Here is a 22,795-nt window from a genome sequence, read left to right as displayed (position 1 = left end):
CCCCGCGGCCGTCACGCCAGAGGGTTCCGGCCGCTCCAGGTGTCGTAGGACGTCCAGGCCGCCAGCGTCCGCCCGCTGGTGAACCGGTGCTCCACGCCCGTGACCGGATCGGTGAACTCCAGTGCCCGCGCGAGCAGTTGCAGCGGCCGCCGGAAGTCACCGGCCGGTACGGGGTCGGCCACCACGGGGTAGAGGGGATCGCCGAGCAGGGGGACGCCCAGGGCGTTCATGTGCACGCGCAGCTGATGGGTCTGCCCGGTGGCGGGCAGCAGCCGGTACCGGGCGAGCCCGTCCGCCCGGTGCTCGGCGAGTTCGACGCGGGTCACGGCGTTCGGTTCGCCCGGCACCTCCCGGGCGGCGAGCTGCCCGCGTTCCTTGAGGATCCTGCTGCGCACCGTCGTGGGCAGCGGCAGGGCGGGCAGGTGGGGCGCGACGGCCTCGTACTCCTTGTGGACCCGCCGGTCGCTGAAGAGCGTCTGGTACGCGCCGCGCTCCTCGGGGCGTACGACGAACAGCACGAGCCCGGCGGTGAGCCGGTCCAGCCGGTGGGCGGCGCCGAGCGCGGGCAGGCCCAGCTCGTGGCGCAGCCGGGCGAGCGCGGTCTGCCGGACGTGGCTGCCGCGCGGGGTGGTGGCGAGGAAGTGCGGCTTGTCGGCGACGACGATGTGCTCGTCGCGGTGGACGACGTCCAGCGGGAACGGCACCGGGAACTCGTCGGCGAGGTCCCGGTGGAACCAGACGAACAGGCCCGGTACGTAGGCCGCGTCGGACGCGAGGGGCCGTCCGTCTGCCCCGACGAACAGCCCCTCGTCGAACATCCGCTGTACGGCGCCGTCGCCCGCGCCCGCCAGCCGCTCGACGAGGTGCTCCCGCACGGTCGCCCAGGGGCCTTCGCCGGGCAGCCGCACCCGCACCGGGTCGACGCCGTCGCGCTGGGGGAGCGGGGAGGGCGGGGGAGGGGTCCTGCGTCTCATCACGGTCCAGGGTACGGCCGGCCGGGCGGACCGGGCGGGGCCCCGGGGGTGCCGCTCAGGCCGCGGGCGTGCCCTCCTGCTCGGCCTCGATGCGGGCGTTCCACTCGCGCTTGGAGGCCTGCCAGCCGTCCTCGTTGTGGCCGAGCCGCCAGTAGCCCGAGATCGAGAGGTCCTCGCGGGGGATGTCGAGCTCGACGCGCAGCAGCCTGCGGAGGTCCTTGACGAAGCCGGCCTCGCCGTGGACGAAGGCGTGCAGCCGGCCCTCGGGGAAGGTCAGGGAGCGCACGGCCTCGGTGACGGCCTGCCCCACCGGGCGGTCGCCGCGGTGCAGCCAGGTCACCTCCACGTCGGAGTCGATCTTCTGCTCCTCCTCGGGTCCGGCGACCTCCACGAAGGCGAAGGCGCGGCTGCCCGCGGGGAGGGCTTCGAGGGAGCGGGCGATGGCGGGCAGGGCGCTCTCGTCGCCGGCCAGCAGATGCCAGTCGGCGGCCGGGTCGGGGGCGTAGGCGCCGCCGGGGCCCATGAAGCGGACGACGTCACCGGGGCGGGCGCGCAGGGCCCAGGGGCCGGCGAGCCCCTCGTCGCCGTGGACGACGAAGTCCAGCGTCATCTCCAGGTGCTCGGGGTCCCAGGCGCGGATCGTGTAGGTCCGGGTCACCGGCCACTGCTCGCGCGGGAACTCCTCCCGGATGCGCTCCAGGTCGAAGGGCTCGGGGTAGGTCACGCCCGGGGGGCCGAAGAGGAGCTTCACGTAGTGGTCGGTGCAGGTGTCCGCCGAGATCGCGGCCAGTCCCTCCCCGCCGAGCACCACCCGCTGCATGTGCGGGGTCAGCCGTTCGGTCCGCACGACCTGCGCGGAGTGGGGCGTGCGCGGCTTGCGGGCAGGGCGTTCTGCCATGACGGCCTCCCTCGAATAAGCTTAGGTTTACCTAAGTTAGCACCTTCGCCCGGGGTTGACCCCTGCGGCAAAGCGTGTGAAGGAGAATTTAAGGGACGAATTCCCTGCCCGCCGAACCTCATTCACTCTATGGGGAACGTTCCTTCACGCGGCCAGTGTCGTCAGCAGCCGCTGCAACGATCCCCCGAGTCCCCAGCGTTCCGCCAGTGCCTGGAGCGCAACCGGATCATGCGCGCCGCGCGGCACCGCGGTGTCCACGTCCGGCACCGGCACATCGTCCGCCACCCGGACGACCGTCGGCGCCACCGCGAGATAGGGCCGGGACTCGTCCAGCCGCCTGCGCTGGGTCGGCGTCAGCTTCGCCTTCGGGTCGTCGACCGCCGCGACGATCCCGGCGAGGTCGCCGAACTCCGCCAGCAGCTTGGCCGCCGTCTTCTCCCCGATGCCCGGCACCCCCGGCAGGCCGTCGCTGGGGTCGCCGCGCAGCAGCGCCAGATCCGCGTACCCGCGGCCGTCGACGCCGTACTTCTCGCGCAGCCACGCCTCGTCGGTGAGCTGGAGCGTGCCCACGCCCTTGAGCGGGTACAGCACCCGCACCCCGCGCGCGTCGTCCACCAGCTGGTACAGGTCGCGGTCGCCGGTGACGATGTCCACCGGGCCCTTCGCGCGCGCGGTGAACGTGCCGATCACGTCGTCCGCCTCGTACCCCTCGACGCCCACGCGCGCGATGCCGAGCGCGTCCAGGACCGCCTCGATGACCGGCACCTGCGGCGACAGCGTGTCCGGCACGACCTCCTCGTCGGGACCCGCCGCCCGCTCCTCGGCGACGCGGTGCGCCTTGTAGGAGGGGATCAGGTCCACCCGCCACTGCGGTCGCCAGTCGGCGTCCATGCACGCCACCAGGGAGTCCGGGCGGTGGTCCTTCACCAGGCGGTCGATGAACTCCAGCAGCCCGCGCACGGCGTTCACCGGGGTGCCGTCCGGGGCCTTCACGGAGTCCGGCACGCCGAAGTAGGCGCGGAAGTAGAGCGAGGCGGTGTCGAGGAGCATCAGTCGTCCGGTCACGCCTCGCATCATGCCGTACGCCACTGACAGCGGCGCCGGGCGCAACGGGTTGCGTCAGGCGCGCCCGGTGTGGGCCGCCCCACTGTCGCGTTTGCCTCCCCGGGCCGGGGGCAGGCGCCGCGTCGGAGCGATGCCCGCCCAGTGCGCCGCGTCGCTCCCTCTCATTGAGGTCCATTGCCGTCGAAGCGAGAAGGTACACGTGTCAGCGAGACTGGAGGCCGAACACCTCTACAAGGTGTTCGGCAGGCGACAGGACGAGGCGGTCGAGCGGCTCCGCGACGGTGCCGACCGGGAGGAGCTGCGCGCCGACGGCACCACCGCGGCCGTCGTCGACGCCTCCTTCACCGTGGAACCGGGCCAGATCTTCGTCGTCATGGGCCTGTCCGGATCGGGCAAGTCCACCTTGCTGCGCATGCTCAACGGACTGCTGGAGCCGACCGCCGGACACGTCCGGTTCGACGGCCAGGACCTGACCGCGCTCAGCCCCCGCGACCTGCGCGAGGTCCGCGCCCGGAAGATCAGCATGGTCTTCCAGCACTTCGCGCTCTTCCCGCACCGCAGCGTCGTGGAGAACGCGGCCTACGGCCTGGAGGTCCAGGGCGTCGCCAGGGCCGAGCGGCTGGAGCGGGCCACCACGGCCCTGGAGCTGTGCGGTCTGAAGGGCTGGGAGAAGTCCTGGCCCGACGAGCTGTCCGGCGGCATGCAGCAGCGCGTCGGCCTGGCCCGCGCGCTCGCCACCGACGCCGACCTGCTGCTGATGGACGAGTCCTTCAGCGCGCTGGACCCGCTGATCCGCCGGGACATGCAGGACCAGCTGCTCCAGCTCCAGACGAAGCTGAAGAAGACGATCGTCTTCATCACCCACGACCTCAACGAGGCCATGCGCCTGGGCGACCGCATCGCCGTCATGCGCGACGGCCGCATCGTCCAGATCGGCACCGCCGAGGACATCCTGGTGCGCCCCGCCGACGACTACGTCGCCTCCTTCACCCAGGACGTCGACCGCTCCCGGGTGCTGACCGCCTCCTCGGTCATGGACCGCGAGGTCCGCGGCGACGAGGCCGACTGCGCCTGCGCCACGGCCACGCCCGACACCCCCTTCCACGACCTGTGCGCCCTCAGCGCCCGGCTCTCCCACCCGGTCGCCGTGCTGGACGGGAAGAAGGAGCTGGTCGGCGTCGTGCCGCGGCAGCGGCTCGTCGGCTTCCTCGGCGACGAGAGCGCCGCGCCGGCGCCGTGCCCCGCCCCGCGCGACAAGGGCGGAGAGAAGGTGACCGCCCGTGCCTAGGATCGAGTTCGGCCAGTGGGTCAACGACGGCGTCGAGTGGCTCACCACCCACATGGGCTGGCTGTTCGACTTCTTCGAGCAGGTCTTCCGCGGCGCCTACGACGGCGTCGACGCCGTCCTCCAGGCGCCCGAGCCGCTGCTGCTCGCCGGGATCTTCGCGGTGGTCGCCCTCTGGCTGCGCGGCACCCTCGCCGGCGTCCTCACCTTCGCCGGCTTCGCCTTCGTGATCTCCCTCGACCTGTGGGAGGACGCGATGGTGACCCTCTCGCTGGTCCTCGTCGCCACGGTCATCGCCCTGGTGATATCGGTGCCGCTCGGCATCTGGGCGGCGCGCTCCAGCCGGGTCAGCGCCGTCGTCCGGCCCGCCCTGGACCTGATGCAGACGCTGCCGGCGATGGTCTACCTGATCCCGGCGATCCTCTTCTTCGGCAGCGGTGCCGCCGCCGGCATCGTCGCCACCCTGGTCTTCGCGCTCGCCCCGGGCGTGCGCATGACCGAGCTGGGCATCCGCCAGGTCGACAAGGACCTCGTGGAGGCCGCCGAGGCGTTCGGCACCACCCCGCGCGACACCCTCTTCCGCGTCCAGCTGCCGCTGGCCCTGCCCACCGTCATGGCCGGCGTCAACCAGGTGATCATGCTCGGTCTGTCCATGGCGGCCATCGCCGGCATGGTCGGCACCGGCGGCCTCGGCGGCGGCGTCAACGAGGCGATCGGCCAGCTCAACATCGGCCTCGGCGCCGAGGCCGGCATCGCCATCGTGATCCTCGCGATCTACCTGGACCGGATGACCAGCGCGCTGGGCACCCAGGTCTCCCCGCTCGGCCGCCGGGCCGCCGCCCGGCTGCGCGCCGCCCAGGGCCTGAACATCTGGTCCTACCGCCCGCGCGCCTCGGTCGCCGTGGTCGGCGTCGTCGTGCTCGCGCTGGTCGCCGGCGGCATGGGCGCCCTCGGCGGCGGAGGCAAGGCCGACCCGGTCGCCGACGGCGACGACATCGGGCAGGGCAAGAGGATCAGCATCGGCTACATCCCCTGGGACGAGGGCGTCGCCTCCACCTTCCTGTGGAAGGAGATCCTGGAGCGGCGCGGCTACGAGGTCGAGGCCAAGCAGTTCGACGCCGGCCCCCTCTACACCTCCCTCGCCGAGGGCGACATCGACTTCCAGACCGACTCCTGGCTGCCCGTCACCCACGAGCAGTACTGGAAGAAGTACGGCTCCGAGCTGGAGGACCTCGGCTCCTGGTACGGGCCGACCTCCCTCGAACTGAGCGTGCCCGCCTACATGGAGGACATCGACTCCCTCGACGACCTCAAGGGCAAGGGCGCACAGTTCGACGGGAAGATCACCGGCATCGAGTCCAGCGCCGGCATGATGAGCCTGCTCAAGAGCAAGGTCCTCGGCGCGTACGGCCTGGACCGGGAGTACAAGGTCGTCGACAGCTCGACCCCCGCCATGCTGGCGGAGCTGAAGCGGGCGTACGACAAGAAGGAACCGATCGTCACCACGCTCTGGTCGCCGCACTGGGCGTACAGCGACTACAAGCTGAAGAAGCTCAAGGACCCCAAGGGCGCCTGGGGCGAGGGCGACGGCGTGCACAGCCTGGCCCGCAAGGGCTTCACCGAGGAGAATCCGGTCGTCGGCCGGTGGCTGAAGGACTTCGAACTCACCGAGGACCAGCTCACCTCGCTGGAGTCCGAGATCGTCAAGGCCGGCAAGGGCAGGCAGCAGGACGCCGTGCGCACCTGGCTCGAGGACCACCCCGGTCTCGTCGACAAGCTCGCCCCCGTCGAGGACAGCGGCACGCCCGCCGAGGCGCAGCGCCCGCTGGACGTGGCCTGGTTCCCCTGGGACGAGGACATCGCCGTCACCTACCTGTGGAAGAACGTCCTGGAGCGGCGCGGCTACCGGCTGAACCTCAAGCAGATGGACGTCGGCCCGGTCTACACCGGCCTCGCCTCCGGCGACCTCGACCTCAACTTCGACGCCTGGCTGCCGTACGCGCAGAAGAACTACTGGGACAAGAGCAAGGACAAGCTCCACGACCTGGGGACCTGGTACGAACCGACGTCCCTGGAGCTGGCCGTGCCCTCCTACGTCAAGGGCGTCGACTCGCTGGAGGACCTCAAGGGCAAGGGCCGAACCTTCGACGGGAAGATCGTCGGGATCGAGCCCGGCACCGGGGAGATGAACCTCCTGAAGTCGAAGGTGCTGCCCGGCTACGGCCTCGACGACGAGTACGAGGTCGTCGACGGCTCCACCCCCGCCATGCTCGCCGAGCTCAAGCGCGCCTACGCCGAGAAGGAGCCGATCGCGGTGGTGCTGTGGTCGCCGCACTGGGCGTACAGCGAGTACGAGCTGACCAAGCTCGAGGACCCGAAGAAGTACTTCGGTGAGGGCAACACGATCCGGACGATCTCCAACGAGGACTTCCCCGAGCGGTACCCGCAGCTCACGAAGTGGATCAAGAACTTCAGGATGAGCGAGGACGAGCTCGGCACCCTGGAGCGCGAGATCAAGGACCGCGGCCAGGGCCACGAGGAGGAGGCCGTCGCCGCCTGGCTCAAGGAGCACCCGGAACTGGTGGAGCGGATGACCCCGGCCGCCTAGAACCCCGCGAGCCCCCAGTACGGCGGGCGTCCGGCGCACCTGACGGGTGCCGGACGCCCGCTTTCGCGTTATGTGCGAAATCCGGCCAACCCGGGTGACCCGGCCTCGTCCGCCGGTCCGATCAGGCACTCTTCCTTCAGCGGCCGGGCCCGCGCCGGGGAAAACACCTGCACACCCGCGCCGGTCCGCGCCCGGCGGTGGCGCGAACCGTGAGCCGGGGCCGCTCACCGTGTGTCGTCGATGTGACGGGCACATGAAACGGTTTGCCGAACATGCGTAGGGTGCAGAGAACCCTTCGAAGGACCCCGGCACGCCGACGAGCGAGGGAGGGAGCGGGAGCCATGGGCGACCACAAGGAACAGCCCCTGCGAGTGGGTGCGGCCGTACGGCGCCGACGCCGCGCGCTGGAACTCACCCTCGCCGTCGTGGCCGAGCGCAGCGGGCTGTCGGTGCCCTTCCTGAGCCAGGTCGAGAACGACCGCGCCCGCCCCAGCCGGAGCTCCCTGGAGAAGCTGGCCGACGCCCTGCGCACCACGGCCGTGGAACTCCTCGCGGCGGCCGACCCGGCGTGCAGCGTCGACGTCGTGCGCGCCGAGTGCGGCGAGCCGCCCCCCGGACCGCGCACGCGCTCCCTGGTCCGCGGCCACCACCAGATGCACGCCTCGGAGTTCACCGGGGACCACGAGGCGGGCCGGGAGATCCAGTACCGCAACGACCAGCTGATGTACGTCGCCGAGGGCGCCGTGGAGATCGAGGCGGAGGGGCGGGCCTACCGGCTCGGCCGCGGGGACACCCTCTACCTCACCGGCGGGGTCCGCCACCGCTGGCGGGCCACGGTGCCCGACACCCGGGTGGTGGTCGTGGCCGTCGCCGAGCACATCGAGGCCGTCGAGGACCGGCCGCGCTGATGCGGGCCGTCTCCCTGGTGCCGTCCCTGACGGAGGCGGTGGCCGTGTCGGCCCCCGGTGTCCTGGTGGGCGTCACCGACTGGTGCACGCATCCGGCGGGCCTCGACGCGGCCCGGATCGGCGGCACCAAGAACCCGGACACCGCCCGGATCCTCGGCCTCGCCCCCGATCTGGTGATCGCCAACGAGGAGGAGAACCGCGCCCCCGACCTCGACGCGCTGCGCGCGGCCGGCGTCGAGGTGCTGGTGACCGAGATCCGCACCCTGCCGCAGGCCTTCCGCGAGCTGGAGCGGGTGCTGGTGGCCTGCGGGGCCCCGGCGCGGCCCGGCTGGCTGGAGGAGGCGGAGCGGGCGTGGGCGGCACCGCCCGTGCCCCGGGGCCGCAGCACCGCCGTGGTGCCCGTCTGGCGGCGCCCCTGGATGGTGCTGGGCCGTGACACCTTCGCCGGTGACCTGCTGGCCCGCCTCGGCGTCGACCACGTCCACGCCTCCCACCCCGACCGCTACCCCCGCGTCCCCCTGGAGGAGCTGCAGGCCACCGCCCCCGACCTGGTGGTTCTTCCCGACGAGCCCTACCGCTTCACCGCCGACGACGGCCCCGAGGCGTTCCCCGGGCTGCCCTGCGCCCTGGTCAGCGGACGGCACCTGACGTGGTACGGACCGTCACTGGCCGAGGCGCCCCGGGTGCTGGGCGCGGCGCTCGCAGCAGCGACCCGCTGACCACCCCGCGCACGGTGTGCGCCCCGGCGACCAGCCAGGCGGCGACGAGCAGCGCGTACAGGCCCACGGCGAGCCAGTCGTAGACCAGGAGCCCGGTGTGCCGGGCCAGCGCCTCGGCGCCGGTGACACAGGTGCCGACCGGGAAGGTGAACGCCCACCAGGTCATCGCGAACCCCATGCCCTCGCGCCGGGCCCGGACCACGTGGGCGGTGCCGAAGGCCAGCCACAGCAGCGCGAACCCCATCACCGGCACGCCGTACAGCACCGCCAGCATGCCGAAGCCCTCGCTGTAGGGGGCCGGCACGACGCCGGGCGCGTACTCGGCGAACTTGCCGACGGCGGTGGTCGACTGGCCGAGCGGGCCCAGCACCAGGAACAGGGTCGGCGTCAGCGCGAGCGGCAGCGGTCCGCCGGTGACCAGCCGGGCGAAGACCAGCGGCAGCATCAGCAGCGTCGCCAGCAGGCTCAGCCCGAACAGCGCCACACAGGCCAGCAGCAGCGTCTCGCGCGCCTGTCCGGCGGGCAGGTGGGGGACCAGCAGCGGTCCCAGGGCGGCGGACACCATGGGTGCGACGAGCGGCAGCAGCCACACCGGCGTGGCCTCGGCCGGCGCCACCCGGTGGCGTACGGCCATCAGGTACGGGACGGCCACGGCGGCCACGAGTCCGACGGCCGTGCCCACGGTGAACAGCACCAGGTCGAGCGCGACCGCGGGGCCGGTGCCGATCCAGTCCCGGCCGACCGTGACGGCGCCGCCGCCGACGGCCAGCAGGGCCATCGACAGGCAGCCGTAGAAGGGGGCCGTCGCCGGGTCCAGGAGATGGGCGCGGGCCTGGTCGCGGTGGTAGGTCCAGTGCACGGCGCGGGCGGCGAGGAGGCCGGTCAGCAGCAGCAGGGACAGGGCCCAGACCGCGGTGAGCGCGGTGCGGGGGACCGGCAGGGGGAGCGCGGCGCCGGCGGTGGCGACGATGGCGGTCCCCATGACGCAGGCGTACCAGTTCGGTCCGAGGTGACGGACGGCCGGGATGCCGAGGAGGCGGGGGCGGGGATGGGCGGCGGTGACCATGGGTCCACGGTCGCGCCGGTGCGCGGTTGCCACCAGGGACCATGACCCTATGAGGACATAAGCTGGACTTATGAGTAGTGCGGTGACCTCACATCTGGCCCATCGCGTTCCGGACCTCGGCGCGCTGGAACTGCTGCTGGCGGTGGCGCGGCTGGGCAGTCTCGGCGGGGCCGCCCGTGAGCTGGGGATCACCCAGCCCGCCGCCAGCAGCCGGATCCGGTCGATGGAGCGGCAGCTGGGGGTGGCGCTGGTGGACCGTTCGCCGCGGGGCTCGCGGCTGACGGACGCCGGCGCGCTGGTGACGGACTGGGCGCGGCGGATCGTGGAGGCGGCCGAGGCGTTCGACGTGGGCGCGCAGGCGCTCAGGGACCGGCGGGACTCGCGGCTGCGGGTGGCGGCGAGCATGACGATCGCCGAGTACCTGCTGCCGGGCTGGCTGCTGGCGCTGCGCGCGGGCCGGCCGGACACCGCGGTGTCGCTGCTCGCCGGCAACTCCGCCGTGGTCGCCGAGCGGCTGCTCGCGGACGAGGCGGACCTCGGGTTCGTGGAGGGCCTCACCCTTCCCACGGGTCTGGACTCGGTGGTGATCGCCCACGACCGGCTGATCGTGGTGACGGCGCCCGGCCATCCCTGGGCCCGCCGCAGGCGCCCGCTGACGGCGGAGGAACTGGCGGTGACGCCGCTGATCCTGCGGGAGAAGGGCTCGGGCACCCGGCAGGTGCTGGACACGGCGCTCGGCGGACTGGCCCGGCCGCTGATCGAACTCTCCTCCACCACCGCCGTGAAGGCCGCCGCGGTCAGCGGCGCGGGCCCGGCCGTGCTGAGCGAACTCGCGGTCCGCGAGGAGCTGTCCCTGCGCCGCCTGGTGGGCATCCCGCTCGCGGACGTGTCCCTGGCCCGCGACCTCAGAGCGGTGTGGCCCTCCGGCCACCGCCCGGTCGGCCCGGCCCGCGACCTGCTGCACCTGACACGGGGTTAGGGATGGGCTAGGGACCTTCTGATCGGCTTCTGCGGCTCGCGTCCACCAGGGCCCGCATCACCCGTACGTCCTCGCCCATCTCCGGATGCCACTGCACGCCCAGCACCCAGCCGGCGGCGGAGGGCAGTTCGAGCGCCTCGACGGTGCCGTCCTCGGCGTACGCCGTCGGGACGAGCCCCTCGCCGAGCCGGTCCACCGCCTGGTGGTGGTACGTGGGCACCGCGGTCTCCTCCGGGGCGACACCGGCGTACAGGCTGCCCGGGACCGGTTTGACCGGGTGGCGGCCGAAGACGCCGACCACCTCGGCGTGGCCCTCCAGATGCTGCACCAGCGTGCCGCCGAGGGCGACGTTCAGCAGCTGCATGCCCCGGCAGACCCCCAGCAGCGGGAGCCGCGCGTCCAGCGCCGCCCCGATCAGGGCCAGCTCCCAGGCGTCCCGGGCCCGTGCCGGCGGCCCCGTACGGGGGTGCCGCTCGGCGCCGTAGCGCACCGGCTCCACATCGGGCCCGCCCGCGATCACCAGCCCGTCCAGCCGGGCCACCGCCGCCGCCGCGTGCTCCGGGGCGTCCGGCGGCAGCATCGCCGCGAGCCCGCCCGCGCGCTGCACCAGCCGCGGATAGCCGGCCGGCAGCAGGGCCGCCTCCAGCTCCCACACGCCCCAGCGCGTGCCCGCCTCCAGATAGGTACTGACCCCGATCAACGGTCTGTCCGGCATGCTCCGCCCTTCCAATGGACCGCGACTGAACCTTTTTTCGCCCCCCGCTCAGGTCAGGAATCCCCTGAGCAGCGCGGCCGTTCCCGCGCAGTGCTCCCGCATGATCTCCCGGGCGCCGTCCGCGTCCCCGTCCAGCACCGCCTCCACCAGGGCCGCGTGCTGGCGCTGCGAGTGCTCCAGATTGCGGACCAGCAGGGGGATGCAGTCCAGGAGTTCGTTCACCGAGGCCCGCACCGCCGCGTACCGAGCGGTCAGCGACGGCGACCCGCACAGCTCGGCGAGGGTGAGGTGGAGCAGGGTGTCGCGGCGCCGGTAGTCGCCGAGCGGCGCGTCCCGGGTGCCGGCCAGCGCCTCCCGCAGCCGCCGCTCCTGCTCCGGCGCCAGACCGTGCGCCGCGCACAGGCCCGCCGCGCCGACCTCCAGCACCTCCCGGAAGCGCAGCACGTCCTCGACGTCCACCGCGGCGATCCGGCGGCGCAGCTCGTCCTCGCCGGCGTCCGCCCGCGGCAGCACGAACGTGCCGCCGTAGCGGCCCCGCCGGGACTCCACCAGACCCTGGTCCTGGAGCACCTTCAGCACCTCGCGCAGCGTCACCCGGCTGATCCCGAGCCGCTCGGCGAGGTCCCGCTCGGCGGGCAGCCGCTCACCGGCGGGCACCAGCCCGAGCCGGACCACCTGGAGGATCTGCTCCAGCGCCTCCTCGAAACCGTTGCCCGCCCGCACCGGCCGCAGCACCGGGGTGAGCCGGTCCTCCGGGCCGGGAACAGCGTCCGCCGACATCCCGCCGTGCCCCCTTCCCAAGCAATGGTTCGCGGCCATACCTTATGGCTTCCGGCTGAACGAAGAGGCCCCAGGAGGCTTTCCCGTGGCAGACCGCACACCGCCCCTCGGCGTCGAGGAACTGCACGCCCTCGTCGCGGGCGGGGAGATCGACACCGTCGTCCTGGCCTTCCCGGACATGCAGGGGCGGCTCCAGGGCAAGCGCTTCGCCGCCCGCTTCTTCCTCGACGAGGTACTGCAGCACGGCACCGAGGGCTGCAACTACCTCCTCGCCGTCGACACCGAGATGAACACCGTCGACGGCTACGCCATGTCCTCCTGGGACCGCGGCTACGGCGACTTCGCGATGCGCCCGGACCTGTCCACCCTGCGCCGCCTGCCCTGGAACGCCGGCACCGCCCTGGTCCTCGCCGACCTCGCCTGGGAGGACGGCGCCCCGGTCGTCGCGGCCCCGCGCCAGATCCTCCGCCGCCAGCTGGAGCGCCTCGCCGGACTCGGGCTCACCGCCCAGGTCGGCACCGAGCTGGAGTTCATCGTCTTCAAGGACACCTACGAACAGGCCTGGAACGCGAACTACCGGGGCCTGACCCCGGCCAACCAGTACAACATCGACTACTCCGTCCTCGGCACCGGCCGCATCGAACCCCTGCTGCGCCGCATCCGCAACGAGATGGCCGGCGCCGGCCTCACCGTGGAGTCCGCCAAGGGCGAGTGCAACCCCGGCCAGCACGAGATCGCCTTCCGCTACGCCGAGGCCCTCGTCACCTGCGACCAGCACGCCGTGTACAAGACCGGCGCCAAGGAGATCGCCGCCCAGGAGGGCGTCTCCCTCACCTTCATGGCCAAGTACAACGAGCGCGAGGGCAACTCCTGCCACATCCACCTCTCCCTCACCGACACCTCCGGCGACAACGCGATGGCCGCGCCCGGCGGGATGTCGGACGTCATGCGGCACTTCCTGGCCGGGCAGCTCGCCGCGCTGCGCGACTTCGCCCTGCTGTACGCGCCCAACATCAACTCCTACAAGCGGTTCCAGCCCGGCTCCTTCGCGCCCACCGCCGTCGCCTGGGGCCACGACAACCGCACCTGCGCCCTGCGGGTCGTCGGCCACGGCCGCTCGCTGCGCTTCGAGAACCGCCTCCCCGGCGGCGACGTCAACCCGTACCTGGCGGTCGCGGGCATGGTGGCAGCCGGCCTGCACGGCGTCGAACAGCGGCTGGAGCTGCCCGAACCCTGCCCCGGCAACGCCTACGCCGCCGAGTTCGAGCACGTCCCGACCACCCTGCGCGAGGCCGCGGAGCTGTGGGAGAACAGCCCGGTCGCCAAGGCCGCCTTCGGCGACGAGGTCGTCGCGCACTACCGGAACATGGCCCGCGTCGAGATCGACGCCTACGACGCCGCGGTCACCGACTGGGAGCTCCGCCGCTCCTTCGAACGCCTGTGAGGACCTTCTTGACCGAGCAGCTCCAGGTACTGAACCCGGCCACCGAGGAGGTCGTCGCCACCGTCCCGGCGGCCTCCCGGGCCGACGTCGACGCCGCCGTCGTACGGGCCGCCCGCGCGCAGACCCGGTGGGCGGCGCTGGCTCCCGGCGAACGCGCCCGGCTGCTGCGGAGGTTCGCCGTCACCGTCGACGAACACCTCGAGGAACTCGCCCTGTTGGAGGTCCGCGAGGCCGGCCACACCCTCGGCAACGCCCGCTGGGAGGCGGGCAACGTCCGAGACCTGCTGGACTACGCCGCGGGCGGCGTGGAGCGGCTGACCGGACGTCAGATCCCGGTCGCCGGGGGCCTCGACGTCACCTTCCTCGAACCGCTCGGCGTGGTCGGCGTCATCGCGCCCTGGAACTTCCCGATGCCGATCGCGGCCTGGGGCACCGCCCCCGCCCTCGCCGCGGGCAACGCCGTCCTCCTCAAGCCCGCCGAGACGACCCCGCTGACCGCGCTGCGGCTCGCGGAACTCGCCCTCCGAGCCGGGCTGCCGGAGGGGCTGTTCCAGGTGCTCCCCGGCCACGGACCCGTCGCCGGGGACGCCCTGGTCGAGCACCCGGGCGTGGCGAAGATCGTCTTCACCGGGTCGACCGCCGTCGGCAAGCAGGTGCTGGCCAAGGGCTCCGCGCTGCTGAAGCGGGTCACCCTCGAACTCGGCGGCAAGAGCCCCAACATCGTCTTCGCCGACGCCGACCTCGAAGCCGCCGCCCTGGCCGCCCCCATGGCCTTCCTCGACAACTCCGGCCAGGACTGCTGCGCCCGCACCCGCATCCTGGTCCAGCGCTCGGTGCACGAACGCTTCCTGGAGCTGTTCGGCCCGGCCGTCGAGGCGGTCCGGGTGGGCGACCCGTCCGACGAGGGCACCGACATGGGCCCGCTGATCTCCCGGGCGCAACTGGAGCGCGTCCGCTCCTACGTCGACCCCGGCGCCCCCGGCATCCGCGGCAAGGCCCCCGAGGGGCCCGGCTTCTGGTTCCCGCCCACCGTCCTCACCGGCGTCGACCCGGGCTCGCGGGTGGCCGTGGAGGAGGTCTTCGGACCGGTCGCCGTGGTGCTGCCCTTCGACGACGAGGCCGACGCCGTACGGCTGGCCAACGCCACCGACTACGGCCTGTCCGGATCGATCTGGACCCGGGACGTCGGCCGCGCGCTGCGCGTCTGCCAGGCCGTCCGCGCGGGCAACCTGTCCGTCAACTCCCACTCCAGCGTCCGCTACTGGACCCCGTTCGGCGGCTTCAAGCAGTCCGGGATCGGCCGGGAACTCGGCCCGGACGCCCTCGCAGCCTTCACCGAGACCAAGAACGTCTTCATCAGCACGGAGGGCCCCGCACAGTGACCGCATCGACGACTCCATCTTCGGCTTCAGCGACTTCGGCGACGGCTTCGGCGACTTCATCGACGGCTTCGGCGGCCGAGGAGCCCGTCTGCCGGCGCCTGGTCGGCCGTACCGCCGTCGTCACCGGGGCCGGCAGCGGCATCGGCCTCGCCACCACCCGCCGGCTCGCCGCCGAGGGCGCCCACGTGGTCTGCGGCGACGTCGACGAACAGCGCGGCAAGGCGGCCGCCGACGCCGTGGGCGGCACCTTCGTGAAGGTCGACGTCACCGACGCCGAGCAGGTCGAGGCGCTGTTCAGGACGGCGTACGAGACGTACGGCAGCGTCGACATCGCCTTCAACAACGCCGGGATCTCCCCGCCCGACGACGACTCCATCCTGGAGACCGGCCTGGAGGCGTGGAAGCGCGTCCAGGAGGTCAACCTCACCTCCGTCTACCTGTGCTGCAAGGCCGCCATCCCCTACATGCGGCGCCAGGGCAGGGGTTCCATCATCAACACCGCGTCCTTCGTGGCGCGGATGGGCGCGGCCACCTCCCAGATCTCCTACACCGCCTCCAAGGGCGGCGTCCTCGCCATGTCCCGCGAACTCGGCGTGCAGTTCGCCCGCGAGGGCATCCGCGTCAACGCCCTGTGCCCCGGGCCCGTCAACACCCCGCTGCTGCAGGAGCTGTTCGCGAAGGACCCCGAGCGCGCCGCGCGCCGCCTGGTGCACATCCCGGTCGGCCGGTTCGCCGAGGCCGAGGAGATCGCCGCCGCGGTCGCCTTCCTGGCCAGCGACGACTCCTCGTTCGTCAACGCCACCGACTTCCTCGTCGACGGCGGAATCTCGGGAGCGTACGTCACCCCCCTGTAGAGGGCACCTAGAGTGCCCGCATGAGCATGACGCCCCCACCCGGCTGGTACCGCGACCCCAAGGCCCCCCATCTGGAACGCTGGTGGGACGGATCCGCCTGGACCGACCACCGGCGCGTCCCCGAGGAGACCCTCGCGGTGCAGCAGGCCGCGGGGGCCTCCGGGCGGGCCAGGGCCGTCGCCGTCACCACGGCGGCGGCCGTGCTCGTGGCGGCCATCGTCATCGGCGCGGTGGTGCTCGGGCAGGACTCCGCCGACGACGACGGCACGCGGACCGTCACCGCGCCCGCGACCTCCGGGGCGGCACCCACCACGGGCACGCCGTCGCCCTCACCTTCCGAGAGCGACCCGGGCGTGGTCGTCGACGAACTCAACGGGATCACCCTGCCGCTGCTCGACGGCTGGGTCCGGCCCGAACACGTCACCCAGGACGACGTCGTGATGACCACCGACGGCACCTACGACTGCCCCGGCGACGACGGCGTCTGCCGCAGCGGCCTGGTCATCTCGCGGACGGTCACCTCGAACGACGAACGCTCACCCCGGGCCCTGGCCGAGGAGGACATCGAGGACGCCGCCGACACGGCCTACGACCGCGACGCCGTCGGCGGGCGCCCCTACGGCGGCATCGAGTCGCACGAGGTCGTGAAGTCCGGCCCGGTCGCGGTCGCCGGGCGCGCCGGGTACTTCGTGCGCTGGCGGGTCACCACGGCCGAGGGGCCCGGCGGCTACGTCCAGTCGACGGTCTTCTCCTCCAGCGTCGGCACCGAGTCCCCGGTCTGCGTCCGCTTCGTCTTCGACGCGGGGGCGGACGGTCCGCCGCTGGCCGACATGGACCGGATCACCAGGGGCATCCGGTCCGTCGACGACCCGGACGGCGGCGGAGGCGTGGGCAGCAGCGTGGAGCCCGGCTAGCCGGCGGTCCTCAGAGGAACGTGTGGCCCTCGCCCCGGTACGTCGGTACGGTCGCCGCCACCGTGTCGCCCTGCACCAGGTGCAACTGCGCGAAGCGCTCGCACAGTTCACCCGCCTTGGCGTGCCGGAACCACACCTTGTCGCCGATCAGCAGGTCGTCGGCGGGGGAGCCGAGCAGCGGCGTCTGCACCTCGCCCGGCCCCTCCTGCGGGTCGTAGCGCAGCCCCTCCGGGAGGTACGGCACCGGCAGCCGGTCCGGCCCGGCGGCACCGGAGGCCGGATAGCCGCCGCCCAGCACCGTCACCACGCCCACACCCGGCCGGCGCACCACGGGCTGCGCGAACAGCGCGGCCGGACGCCCGGTGAACGACGTGTAGTTGTCGAACAGCCGAGGCACGTAAAGACCCGAACCGGCGCCGATCTCCGTGACGCAGTCCTCGGCTGCGGTGAACTGCACACTGCCCGTGCCGCCACCGTTGACGAACTCCAGACCCGGCGCGACGGCCCGCAGCGCCCGCACCACCTCCGCGCGGCGCCGGGCCAGCTCCCGGCGCGCGGTGGACTGCATCAGCCGCACCGCACGCGAACGCAGCGGATGCCCGGCGACGGCGTCCCCGACACCGGCGACGTGCCCCTCGTACGCCATGATCCCCACGACCTCGAACCCCGGCCGGTCGGCGACGACCCGGGCCAGGTCGGCGACCTCGGCGGGGGAGTGCAGCGGCGAGCGCCGGGCGCCGACCCGGACCCGGCCCCCGAGGAGCCGCAGCGAGGTGTCCAGCTCCAGGCAGACCCGGACCGTCTCGCGCCCGCCGTCCCGGGCCTCGTCGATCAGGCGCAGCTGCGCCGGGTCGTCGATCATCACGGTCACGGCGGCCGCGAGCTTGGGGTCGGCGGTCAGCTCGGCGTACGCGGCGCGGTCCGCGGACGGGTAGGCGAGGAGTACGTCGTCGAAGCCGGAGCGGGCCAGCCAGAGGGACTCGGCGAGCGTGAAGGACATGATCCCGGCGAAGCCGTCCCGGGCCAGAACGCGTTCCAGCAGGGCACGGCAGCGTACGGACTTGCTCGCGACGCGGATCGGCTTGCCGCCCGCCCGGCGGAGCAAATCCTCCGCGTTGGCGTCGAAGGCGTCCAGGTCCACGATCGCGAGAGGGGCGTCGAGATGGGCGGTGGCCCTGTCGTAACGGGCCCGGTCGGCGGCGCGCGCAGTCATGAACGAAGCCTGCCAGACCTGATTACCGCAGGGTAGAGGGACGTTCCGGGCTAAAGCCCCGGGCTCGTGGACTGGTTCCCGCCGGACCGGCGTCAACCCGTAGAGTGACGCGCACGCCCATCGGGGCCGCACCCGCGCGGGATGCCGGCCCGGTCGTGCGGGTAGATGTGCCCGGAACACCGGCCGGGGGCGGCGGACGGGGCCCGAGGACGACGGACGGCCCGGGCGACAGGAAACGGGGGCGGCGCATGAACACCGACGCGCAACGCGCCTCCCACTCCCCGGACCAGCCGCCCGCGGACGAGGAGAACCGTCACTCCGCCCCGGAACGCCCGGCGGCCCCCGGCTTCCCGTCCCTCGGCCCCCCGCCAGGACGCGCCGACGCCCCGCCGGCGCACGCCGACACCCCGCCGGCGCACGCCGACACCCCGCCACCGCCCAAGGCATCCGCACGCTTCCCGGACACGGCCCCCGCGACGGGATCCCCGGACCACCCGGCCACGGTCCCGGCCACGGTCCCGGGCACGGCCCGGCCGGCCTCGCCTCCCGGCACGGCCCGGCCGGCTGCGGCGGAGCGCTCGGCCCGCGAGGCCGCGACGGACGGTACGGCGCAGGGTGCAGCGGCGACCCGGGCCACGGGGCGGCCCCCGGGCCCGTCGGCGTACACCGGAACTCCTCCGCGGCCCGAGTCGGCCCCGCGGGTACCGGCCGCGGTACCTCCGCGCCCGGACGCGGCCCCGCCCGCCGACACCGGTGTGCCGACCGGCCCGGCCTCGGCCGGGGTTCCCCGGCGCCCGGAGCAGGGTCCGTCGACAGCCGACGGCATACCTCCCCGCCCGGACTCGGGCCCGTCGGCCTCCGCCGGGAATCCTCTGCTCCCTGGGGCGGCCTGGTCGGCCGAAGACGACGTACCGGCCCGCCCGGCCTCGGCCCCGCCGGCCTCCGCCGGAGTCCCCCCGCGCCCCGAGTCGGCACCGTCGGCCTCGGCCGGGGCTCCGCCGCGCCCGGACTCGGCGCCCATGCCTTCCGGCGGTACGGCGTTCCGCGGCACCGACCTGCCGCCCGTACCCGGCGCCTCGTCCTCGCTCGACACCCCGTCGCGCCCGACCGGTACCCCGTCCGTTCCGTCCCGGCCCACGGGTACTGCATCCGTTCCGCCCCGGCCCACGGGTTCCAGGTCGATCCCGTCCCCGACCGAGCCCCGGTTTGTCCCCTCGCGGCCGACCGGCACTCCGCCGGCCCCTTCGCACCCGCCGACTGCTGACCCGTCGGTCCCGCAGCGGCCGACCGGCACACCGTCGGCTCCGTCGCCGGCCGGCGCCACGTCCGCCTCGTCGCCGACCGGCACCACGTCCGCCCCGTCGCGACCCGGGGCCACTCCCTCCGCCCCGTCGCGCCCCGCGGGCACCTCTTCCGTCGTCCCGCCCCGCCCTGACGCCCCGGCCGGTGCGACACCCCGCTCCGACACTCCCGCCGCCCCGCCTCATCGCCCCGGCGCCCCCGTGCCCGGCATACGCCCGGCCACGACCAGGGAGCGGCCCGCGTTCCCCGGCCCGCCCCGCGAGCCGCAGGCCCCGTCGGCGTTCCAGAGCCCGGCGCGGGAGCCGCAGGCCCCCTCCGGCCCGCCCCGCGAGCCGCAGGCCCCGTCGGCGTACCGGAGCAGCCCGCCCCGCGAGCCGCAACCCCCCTCCCTCTTCCAGCGCCCCGCGTGGGAGCCGCACACGGCCGCGGAATCGTCGCCGTACCCCCGGCCGGCCCGGGACGGGGCGGAGCCCGCCGGGGAGCGGGCCGCGTTCCCCGTCGCCGTACGCCCGCCGCGGGAGCCCGCGCCGCGGTACCCGGGACGGCACGGTGCGCTGGACGAGGCTCCCGTCGAGGCCCCCGCGGAGACCACCCGGCGCCTGCGGCCCGTCGTCGTCGAGCCCGAGGAGCGGGAGGCCACGCCGCCCCTGACGCCCGACCCCGCCCTCTCCTGGAGCGCGCCCGTGAGCCCCGCCGCCGGGCGGCCCGTCGTGTCGTTCGGGGAGCCCGAGGGCTACGACGGCGACGCGCGGCCCAGAGCCCTCCGCGGCCGGGGCCGGTCGCGGCTCGCCGCGGTGGCCGCCTGCCTCGTGCTCGGACTCGGGCTCGTCGGGGGCGCCGTCACGGGCAGCTGGCTCATCGGCGACTCCGAGGCCGCCGGGGCCGAGAACAGCTTCGTAGCCGCCCGGAGCCTGTGGCACAGCGTGCCCGTCGACCAGTTGTTCCCGCCCAGCGTCGCGGGCAGGGGCGCCGGACCCGGCGGAGCCGACCGCACCTGGACGCGGATCGCCGTAGCCCCCGACAGCGGCTGCAAGGACGCCTTCGACCCCCTGCTGCGCAAGGCGCTCGCCCCCGTCGGCTGCCAGCGGCTGCTGCGCGCCACCTACACCGACGCCACCCAGACCCACGTCACCACCGTCGGCCTGCTCTTCACCAAGGCCGAGGCCCCCGCCATGGTCTCCCTCGCCAAGCGCTTCACCGACGAGGGCCTCGACCGCCGCACCGACCTGATGCCCCGCCCGTACGGCCCCGGCTTCAAGGCCGGCCAGCGGGCCTCGTGGACGGTGTCCGTGCTCACCGACGCCCCCGTCGTCGTGTACGCCGTCTCCGGCTGGGCCGACGGCCGGGCCGTCGACGACCCGCAGCCCGCCGAGGACGCCATGGAGTCCGGCGCCACCACGGCCCCCGCCCAGGCCGGCCTCGGGCACGAGGCGAAGGGCCTCGCCGACCGCGTCGAACGCGCCCTGCGCAGACAGGTCGGCCCGTACGCCACGGAGCGGCCCTCGTGACCACCACCCGAGCCCGCCGCACGGGCCTGCTCAGCGTCCTGCTCGCCGCCGCCCTCGCCCTGGTCCCCTCGACCGCGGCGCACGCCGACGGCATACGCGCCCAGCAGTGGGGGCTGGAGGCCATGCACACCGCGGAGGCCTGGCGGACCACCAAGGGCGAGGGCATCACCGTCGCCGTCCTCGACACCGGCGTCGACGACGAACACCCCGACCTCGCCGGGAACGTCCTGGACGGCAAGGACATGGTCGGCTTCGGCGCCGAGCGCGGCGACGCGGCCTGGGCCGGCCACGGCACCGCGATGGCCGGCATCATCGCGGGCCACGGACACGGCTACGCCGACGCCGACGGCGTCATGGGCATCGCCCCCGAGGCCAAGATCCTCCCCGTCCGCGTGATCCTGGAGGACGACGACTCCGCCCGCGCCAAGGCCCGCACCACCCGGGGCAACGCCCTCGCCGACGGCATCCGCTGGGCCGCCGACCACGGCGCCGACGTCATCAACCTCTCGCTCGGCGACGACTCCAAGTCCGCCCACCCCGAACCCGCGGAGGACGAGGCCGTCCAGTACGCCCTGCGCAAGGGCGTCGCGGTCGTCGCCTCGGCGGGCAACGGCGGCGAGAAGGGCGACCACATCTCCTACCCGGCCGCCTACCCGGGCGTCATCGCCGCCACCGCCGTCGACAAGTTCGGCACCCGCGCCTCGTTCTCCACCCGCCGCTGGTACGCCACGGTCAGCGCGCCCGGCGTCGACGTCGTCATCGCCGCGCCGGACCGCAAGTACTACCAGGGCTGGGGCACCAGCGCCGCCGCCGCCTTCGTCTCCGGCGCGGTCGCCCTGATCAAGTCCGCGCACCCCGGACTGACCCCCGCGCAGATCAAGAAGCTGCTGGAGGACACGGCCCGCAACGCCCCGGCGGGCGGCCGTGACGACTCCCGCGGCTACGGCTTCGTGGACCCGGCCGCCGCCATCAAGAAGGCGGCCGGTCTCAAGCCGGAGAGTCTGAGGTCGAGCGCGTACGGCGACAAGTACTTCGGGGACGGCCCCGACGCCGCGCAGGCCGACGACGGAGCCACCGACTGGGCGGCGCCCCTCGCGGGCGGTGCCGGCGGCGTCCTGCTGGTGGCGTCGGTGATCCTGTGGCGCGGCCGCCGCAGGAACACCGAGGACTTCTAGGTCCGCCCCTCCACCGACGCCCCCGCGTCCGTCCCGAGCACCGACACCGCGGCCCGGGCCGCCGCCTCGACCAGGGCGATGCCCCCGTCCTTCGTCGCGTGGCCGTCCGACAGCACCGCCACCAGGCAGTCCCGGCCGTCCACGGTCACCCGCCCGACGCTGTTGATGTCCCACAGCCCGGTCGCGCTCCGCGGCAGCCAGCCGTTCTTCAGCGCCCACCCCGAACCGTCGGCCGCGGCCGACACCCCCCACCGCTGGCCGACGGCTATCCGCTCCATCAGCCCCCGGAGGTACGCCCGGGAGTCCTCGCTCAGCTCCGAGTCCTCCCCGAACACCTGCCGCAGCAGGGTGATCTGGTCCGCCGCCGTGGTCTGCGTCAGCCCCCACAGCATGCCGTCGCCGCCCTCGGTGTCCGTCAGCCCGAACCGCTCGTTCGCCGCGGCCAGCCCCTCGGCCCTGCCGATCGTCTCCCACAGCGCGGAGGTGGCGGCGTTGTCACTGTTCTCGATCATCGCGGTGGCGTACGCCTTCTCGGCCGCCGTCAGCGACCGCCCGTCGTCCTGCGCCCGCAGCAGCAGCGCCGCCAGCACGTCGACCTTCACCACGCTCGCGGTGTCGAAGGCGCCGTCCCCGTACGAGGCGCTCTCACCCGACTCCAGGTCCAGCACCGCCACCGACACCTCGGCGCCCTCCGCCACGGACACCGACCCCATCGCCTCGGCCAGCAGCGCGTCCCGGTCGACCTTCGGCCGTGCCACAGGTTCCACCGACGCCTCCCCGCCCACCGCCCCCACCGAGGGCGTCGCCGACGACGATACGGCGCCGTCGACGGCCCCGGGCGAGTGCGCCCGGGCCTGCACGTACACCGCCCCCGCGGCCGTACCGCCCACGACGGCGATCACGGCCACGGCCAGGTGCACGAGGGGAGGACGGCGGCGCCGGCGCGCTCTGGAGGACTCCATGCCCGCGATGCTCGGGGCGCCGGCTGTGCCCGCTGTGAGACGGA

The 22,795-nt window shown here is 74.0% G+C and carries 19 protein-coding genes; 11 read left to right on the top strand and 8 right to left on the bottom strand.

Features of this window, described 5'->3' with window-relative positions; genetic code table 11:
• Positions 1-11: 11 nt before the first annotated feature.
• From ABT296_RS22650 to ABT296_RS22640, 3 genes are all read right to left on the bottom strand, one after another.
• Positions 12-974: an RluA family pseudouridine synthase gene (locus ABT296_RS22650; RefSeq protein WP_351930076.1), complete on the bottom strand. Its 963-nt coding sequence runs from the start codon at positions 972-974 to the stop codon at positions 12-14.
• Positions 975-1,029: 55 nt separating this feature from the next.
• Positions 1,030-1,872: a siderophore-interacting protein gene (locus ABT296_RS22645; protein WP_351930074.1), complete on the bottom strand. Its 843-nt coding sequence runs from the start codon at positions 1,870-1,872 to the stop codon at positions 1,030-1,032.
• Positions 1,873-2,016: 144 nt separating this feature from the next.
• The gene (locus tag ABT296_RS22640) at positions 2,017-2,946 is read right to left on the bottom strand and encodes a 5'-3' exonuclease (protein ID WP_351930137.1); all 930 of its coding nucleotides are present in this window, start codon (positions 2,944-2,946) and stop codon (positions 2,017-2,019) included.
• A gap of 190 nt (positions 2,947-3,136) precedes the next feature.
• Here ABT296_RS22640 and ABT296_RS22635 point away from each other — a divergent pair, with 190 nt between their 5' ends.
• The 4 genes from ABT296_RS22635 to ABT296_RS22620 all read left to right on the top strand — a co-directional run bounded on the left by ABT296_RS22635 (position 3,137) and on the right by ABT296_RS22620 (position 8,457).
• On the top strand, positions 3,137-4,225 hold the full coding sequence (locus ABT296_RS22635) for a quaternary amine ABC transporter ATP-binding protein (RefSeq protein ID WP_351930072.1): 1,089 nt from the start codon (positions 3,137-3,139) through the stop codon (positions 4,223-4,225).
• A complete protein-coding gene (locus tag ABT296_RS22630) occupies positions 4,218-6,830 on the top strand; it encodes an ABC transporter permease/substrate binding protein (protein WP_351930070.1) in 2,613 nt (870 codons plus the stop codon). The genes ABT296_RS22635 and ABT296_RS22630 overlap by 8 nt, the downstream gene beginning before the upstream one ends.
• A 341-nt stretch (positions 6,831-7,171) precedes the next feature.
• Positions 7,172-7,738 (top strand): helix-turn-helix domain-containing protein, encoded by a 567-nt coding sequence (locus ABT296_RS22625; protein ID WP_351930068.1) that lies wholly within the window; start codon positions 7,172-7,174, stop codon positions 7,736-7,738.
• The gene (locus ABT296_RS22620; RefSeq protein ID WP_351930067.1) at positions 7,738-8,457 is read left to right on the top strand and encodes a helical backbone metal receptor; all 720 of its coding nucleotides are present in this window, start codon (positions 7,738-7,740) and stop codon (positions 8,455-8,457) included. Before ABT296_RS22625 ends, ABT296_RS22620 begins: the two co-directional genes overlap by 1 nt.
• On the opposite strand, the gene ABT296_RS22615 is transcribed toward ABT296_RS22620, so the two are convergent.
• Positions 8,369-9,523 (bottom strand): TDT family transporter, encoded by a 1,155-nt coding sequence (locus tag ABT296_RS22615; protein WP_351930065.1) that lies wholly within the window; start codon positions 9,521-9,523, stop codon positions 8,369-8,371. The two genes, ABT296_RS22620 and ABT296_RS22615, sit on opposite strands and share 89 nt — an antisense overlap.
• A 70-nt stretch (positions 9,524-9,593) precedes the next feature.
• On the opposite strand from ABT296_RS22615, the gene ABT296_RS22610 reads away from it, so the two are divergent.
• Positions 9,594-10,502 carry a LysR family transcriptional regulator gene (locus ABT296_RS22610; RefSeq protein WP_351930063.1) on the top strand — a complete coding sequence of 303 codons (909 nt, stop codon included), beginning with the start codon at positions 9,594-9,596 and terminating at the stop codon, positions 10,500-10,502.
• 7 nt (positions 10,503-10,509) lie between these two features.
• On the opposite strand, the gene ABT296_RS22605 is transcribed toward ABT296_RS22610, so the two are convergent.
• Complete coding sequence (locus ABT296_RS22605; protein WP_351930061.1) at positions 10,510-11,217, bottom strand: gamma-glutamyl-gamma-aminobutyrate hydrolase family protein; 708 nt, start codon at positions 11,215-11,217, stop codon at positions 10,510-10,512.
• A 48-nt stretch (positions 11,218-11,265) separates the two neighbouring features.
• Entirely contained in the window at positions 11,266-11,997 is a 732-nt protein-coding gene (locus ABT296_RS22600; protein WP_351930059.1) for a FadR/GntR family transcriptional regulator, read from the bottom strand.
• An 85-nt stretch (positions 11,998-12,082) separates the two neighbouring features.
• Here ABT296_RS22600 and ABT296_RS22595 point away from each other — a divergent pair, with 85 nt between their 5' ends.
• The 4 genes from ABT296_RS22595 (at position 12,083) to ABT296_RS22580 (ending at position 16,591) form a co-directional block, all read left to right on the top strand.
• Positions 12,083-13,441, top strand: coding sequence for a glutamine synthetase family protein (locus ABT296_RS22595; RefSeq protein ID WP_351930057.1), 1,359 nt, complete (start codon positions 12,083-12,085; stop codon positions 13,439-13,441).
• Positions 13,442-13,449: 8 nt separating this feature from the next.
• Entirely contained in the window at positions 13,450-14,823 is a 1,374-nt protein-coding gene (locus tag ABT296_RS22590) for an aldehyde dehydrogenase family protein (RefSeq protein WP_351930055.1), read from the top strand.
• A gap of 98 nt (positions 14,824-14,921) precedes the next feature.
• Positions 14,922-15,677: a 3-oxoacyl-ACP reductase gene (locus ABT296_RS22585; RefSeq protein WP_351930135.1), complete on the top strand. Its 756-nt coding sequence runs from the start codon at positions 14,922-14,924 to the stop codon at positions 15,675-15,677.
• Positions 15,678-15,703: 26 nt separating this feature from the next.
• Positions 15,704-16,591 carry a DUF2510 domain-containing protein gene (locus ABT296_RS22580; protein WP_351930133.1) on the top strand — a complete coding sequence of 296 codons (888 nt, stop codon included), beginning with the start codon at positions 15,704-15,706 and terminating at the stop codon, positions 16,589-16,591.
• Positions 16,592-16,601: 10 nt separating this feature from the next.
• On the opposite strand, the gene ABT296_RS22575 is transcribed toward ABT296_RS22580, so the two are convergent.
• Entirely contained in the window at positions 16,602-17,804 is a 1,203-nt protein-coding gene (locus ABT296_RS22575; RefSeq protein WP_351930053.1) for an amino acid deaminase/aldolase, read from the bottom strand.
• 1,502 nt (positions 17,805-19,306) lie between these two features.
• Between ABT296_RS22575 and ABT296_RS22570 the strand changes: the two genes are divergently transcribed.
• Complete coding sequence (locus ABT296_RS22570) at positions 19,307-20,614, top strand: hypothetical protein (protein WP_351930052.1); 1,308 nt, start codon at positions 19,307-19,309, stop codon at positions 20,612-20,614.
• Positions 20,611-21,789: a type VII secretion-associated serine protease mycosin gene (gene mycP / locus ABT296_RS22565; protein WP_351930050.1), complete on the top strand. Its 1,179-nt coding sequence runs from the start codon at positions 20,611-20,613 to the stop codon at positions 21,787-21,789. The genes ABT296_RS22570 and mycP overlap by 4 nt, the downstream gene beginning before the upstream one ends.
• Here mycP and ABT296_RS22560 read toward each other — a convergent pair.
• Positions 21,786-22,751 carry a serine hydrolase gene (locus tag ABT296_RS22560; protein ID WP_351930048.1) on the bottom strand — a complete coding sequence of 322 codons (966 nt, stop codon included), beginning with the start codon at positions 22,749-22,751 and terminating at the stop codon, positions 21,786-21,788. The two genes, mycP and ABT296_RS22560, sit on opposite strands and share 4 nt — an antisense overlap.
• Positions 22,752-22,795: the final 44 nt, after the last annotated feature.

The sequence above is a fragment of the Streptomyces sp. NPDC000983 genome (assembly GCF_040299205.1).
Classification (GTDB): domain Bacteria; phylum Actinomycetota; class Actinomycetes; order Streptomycetales; family Streptomycetaceae; genus Streptomyces.
Note: the sequence above shows the minus strand (reverse complement) of the source record. Positions and strands in the feature narration are given on the sequence as shown.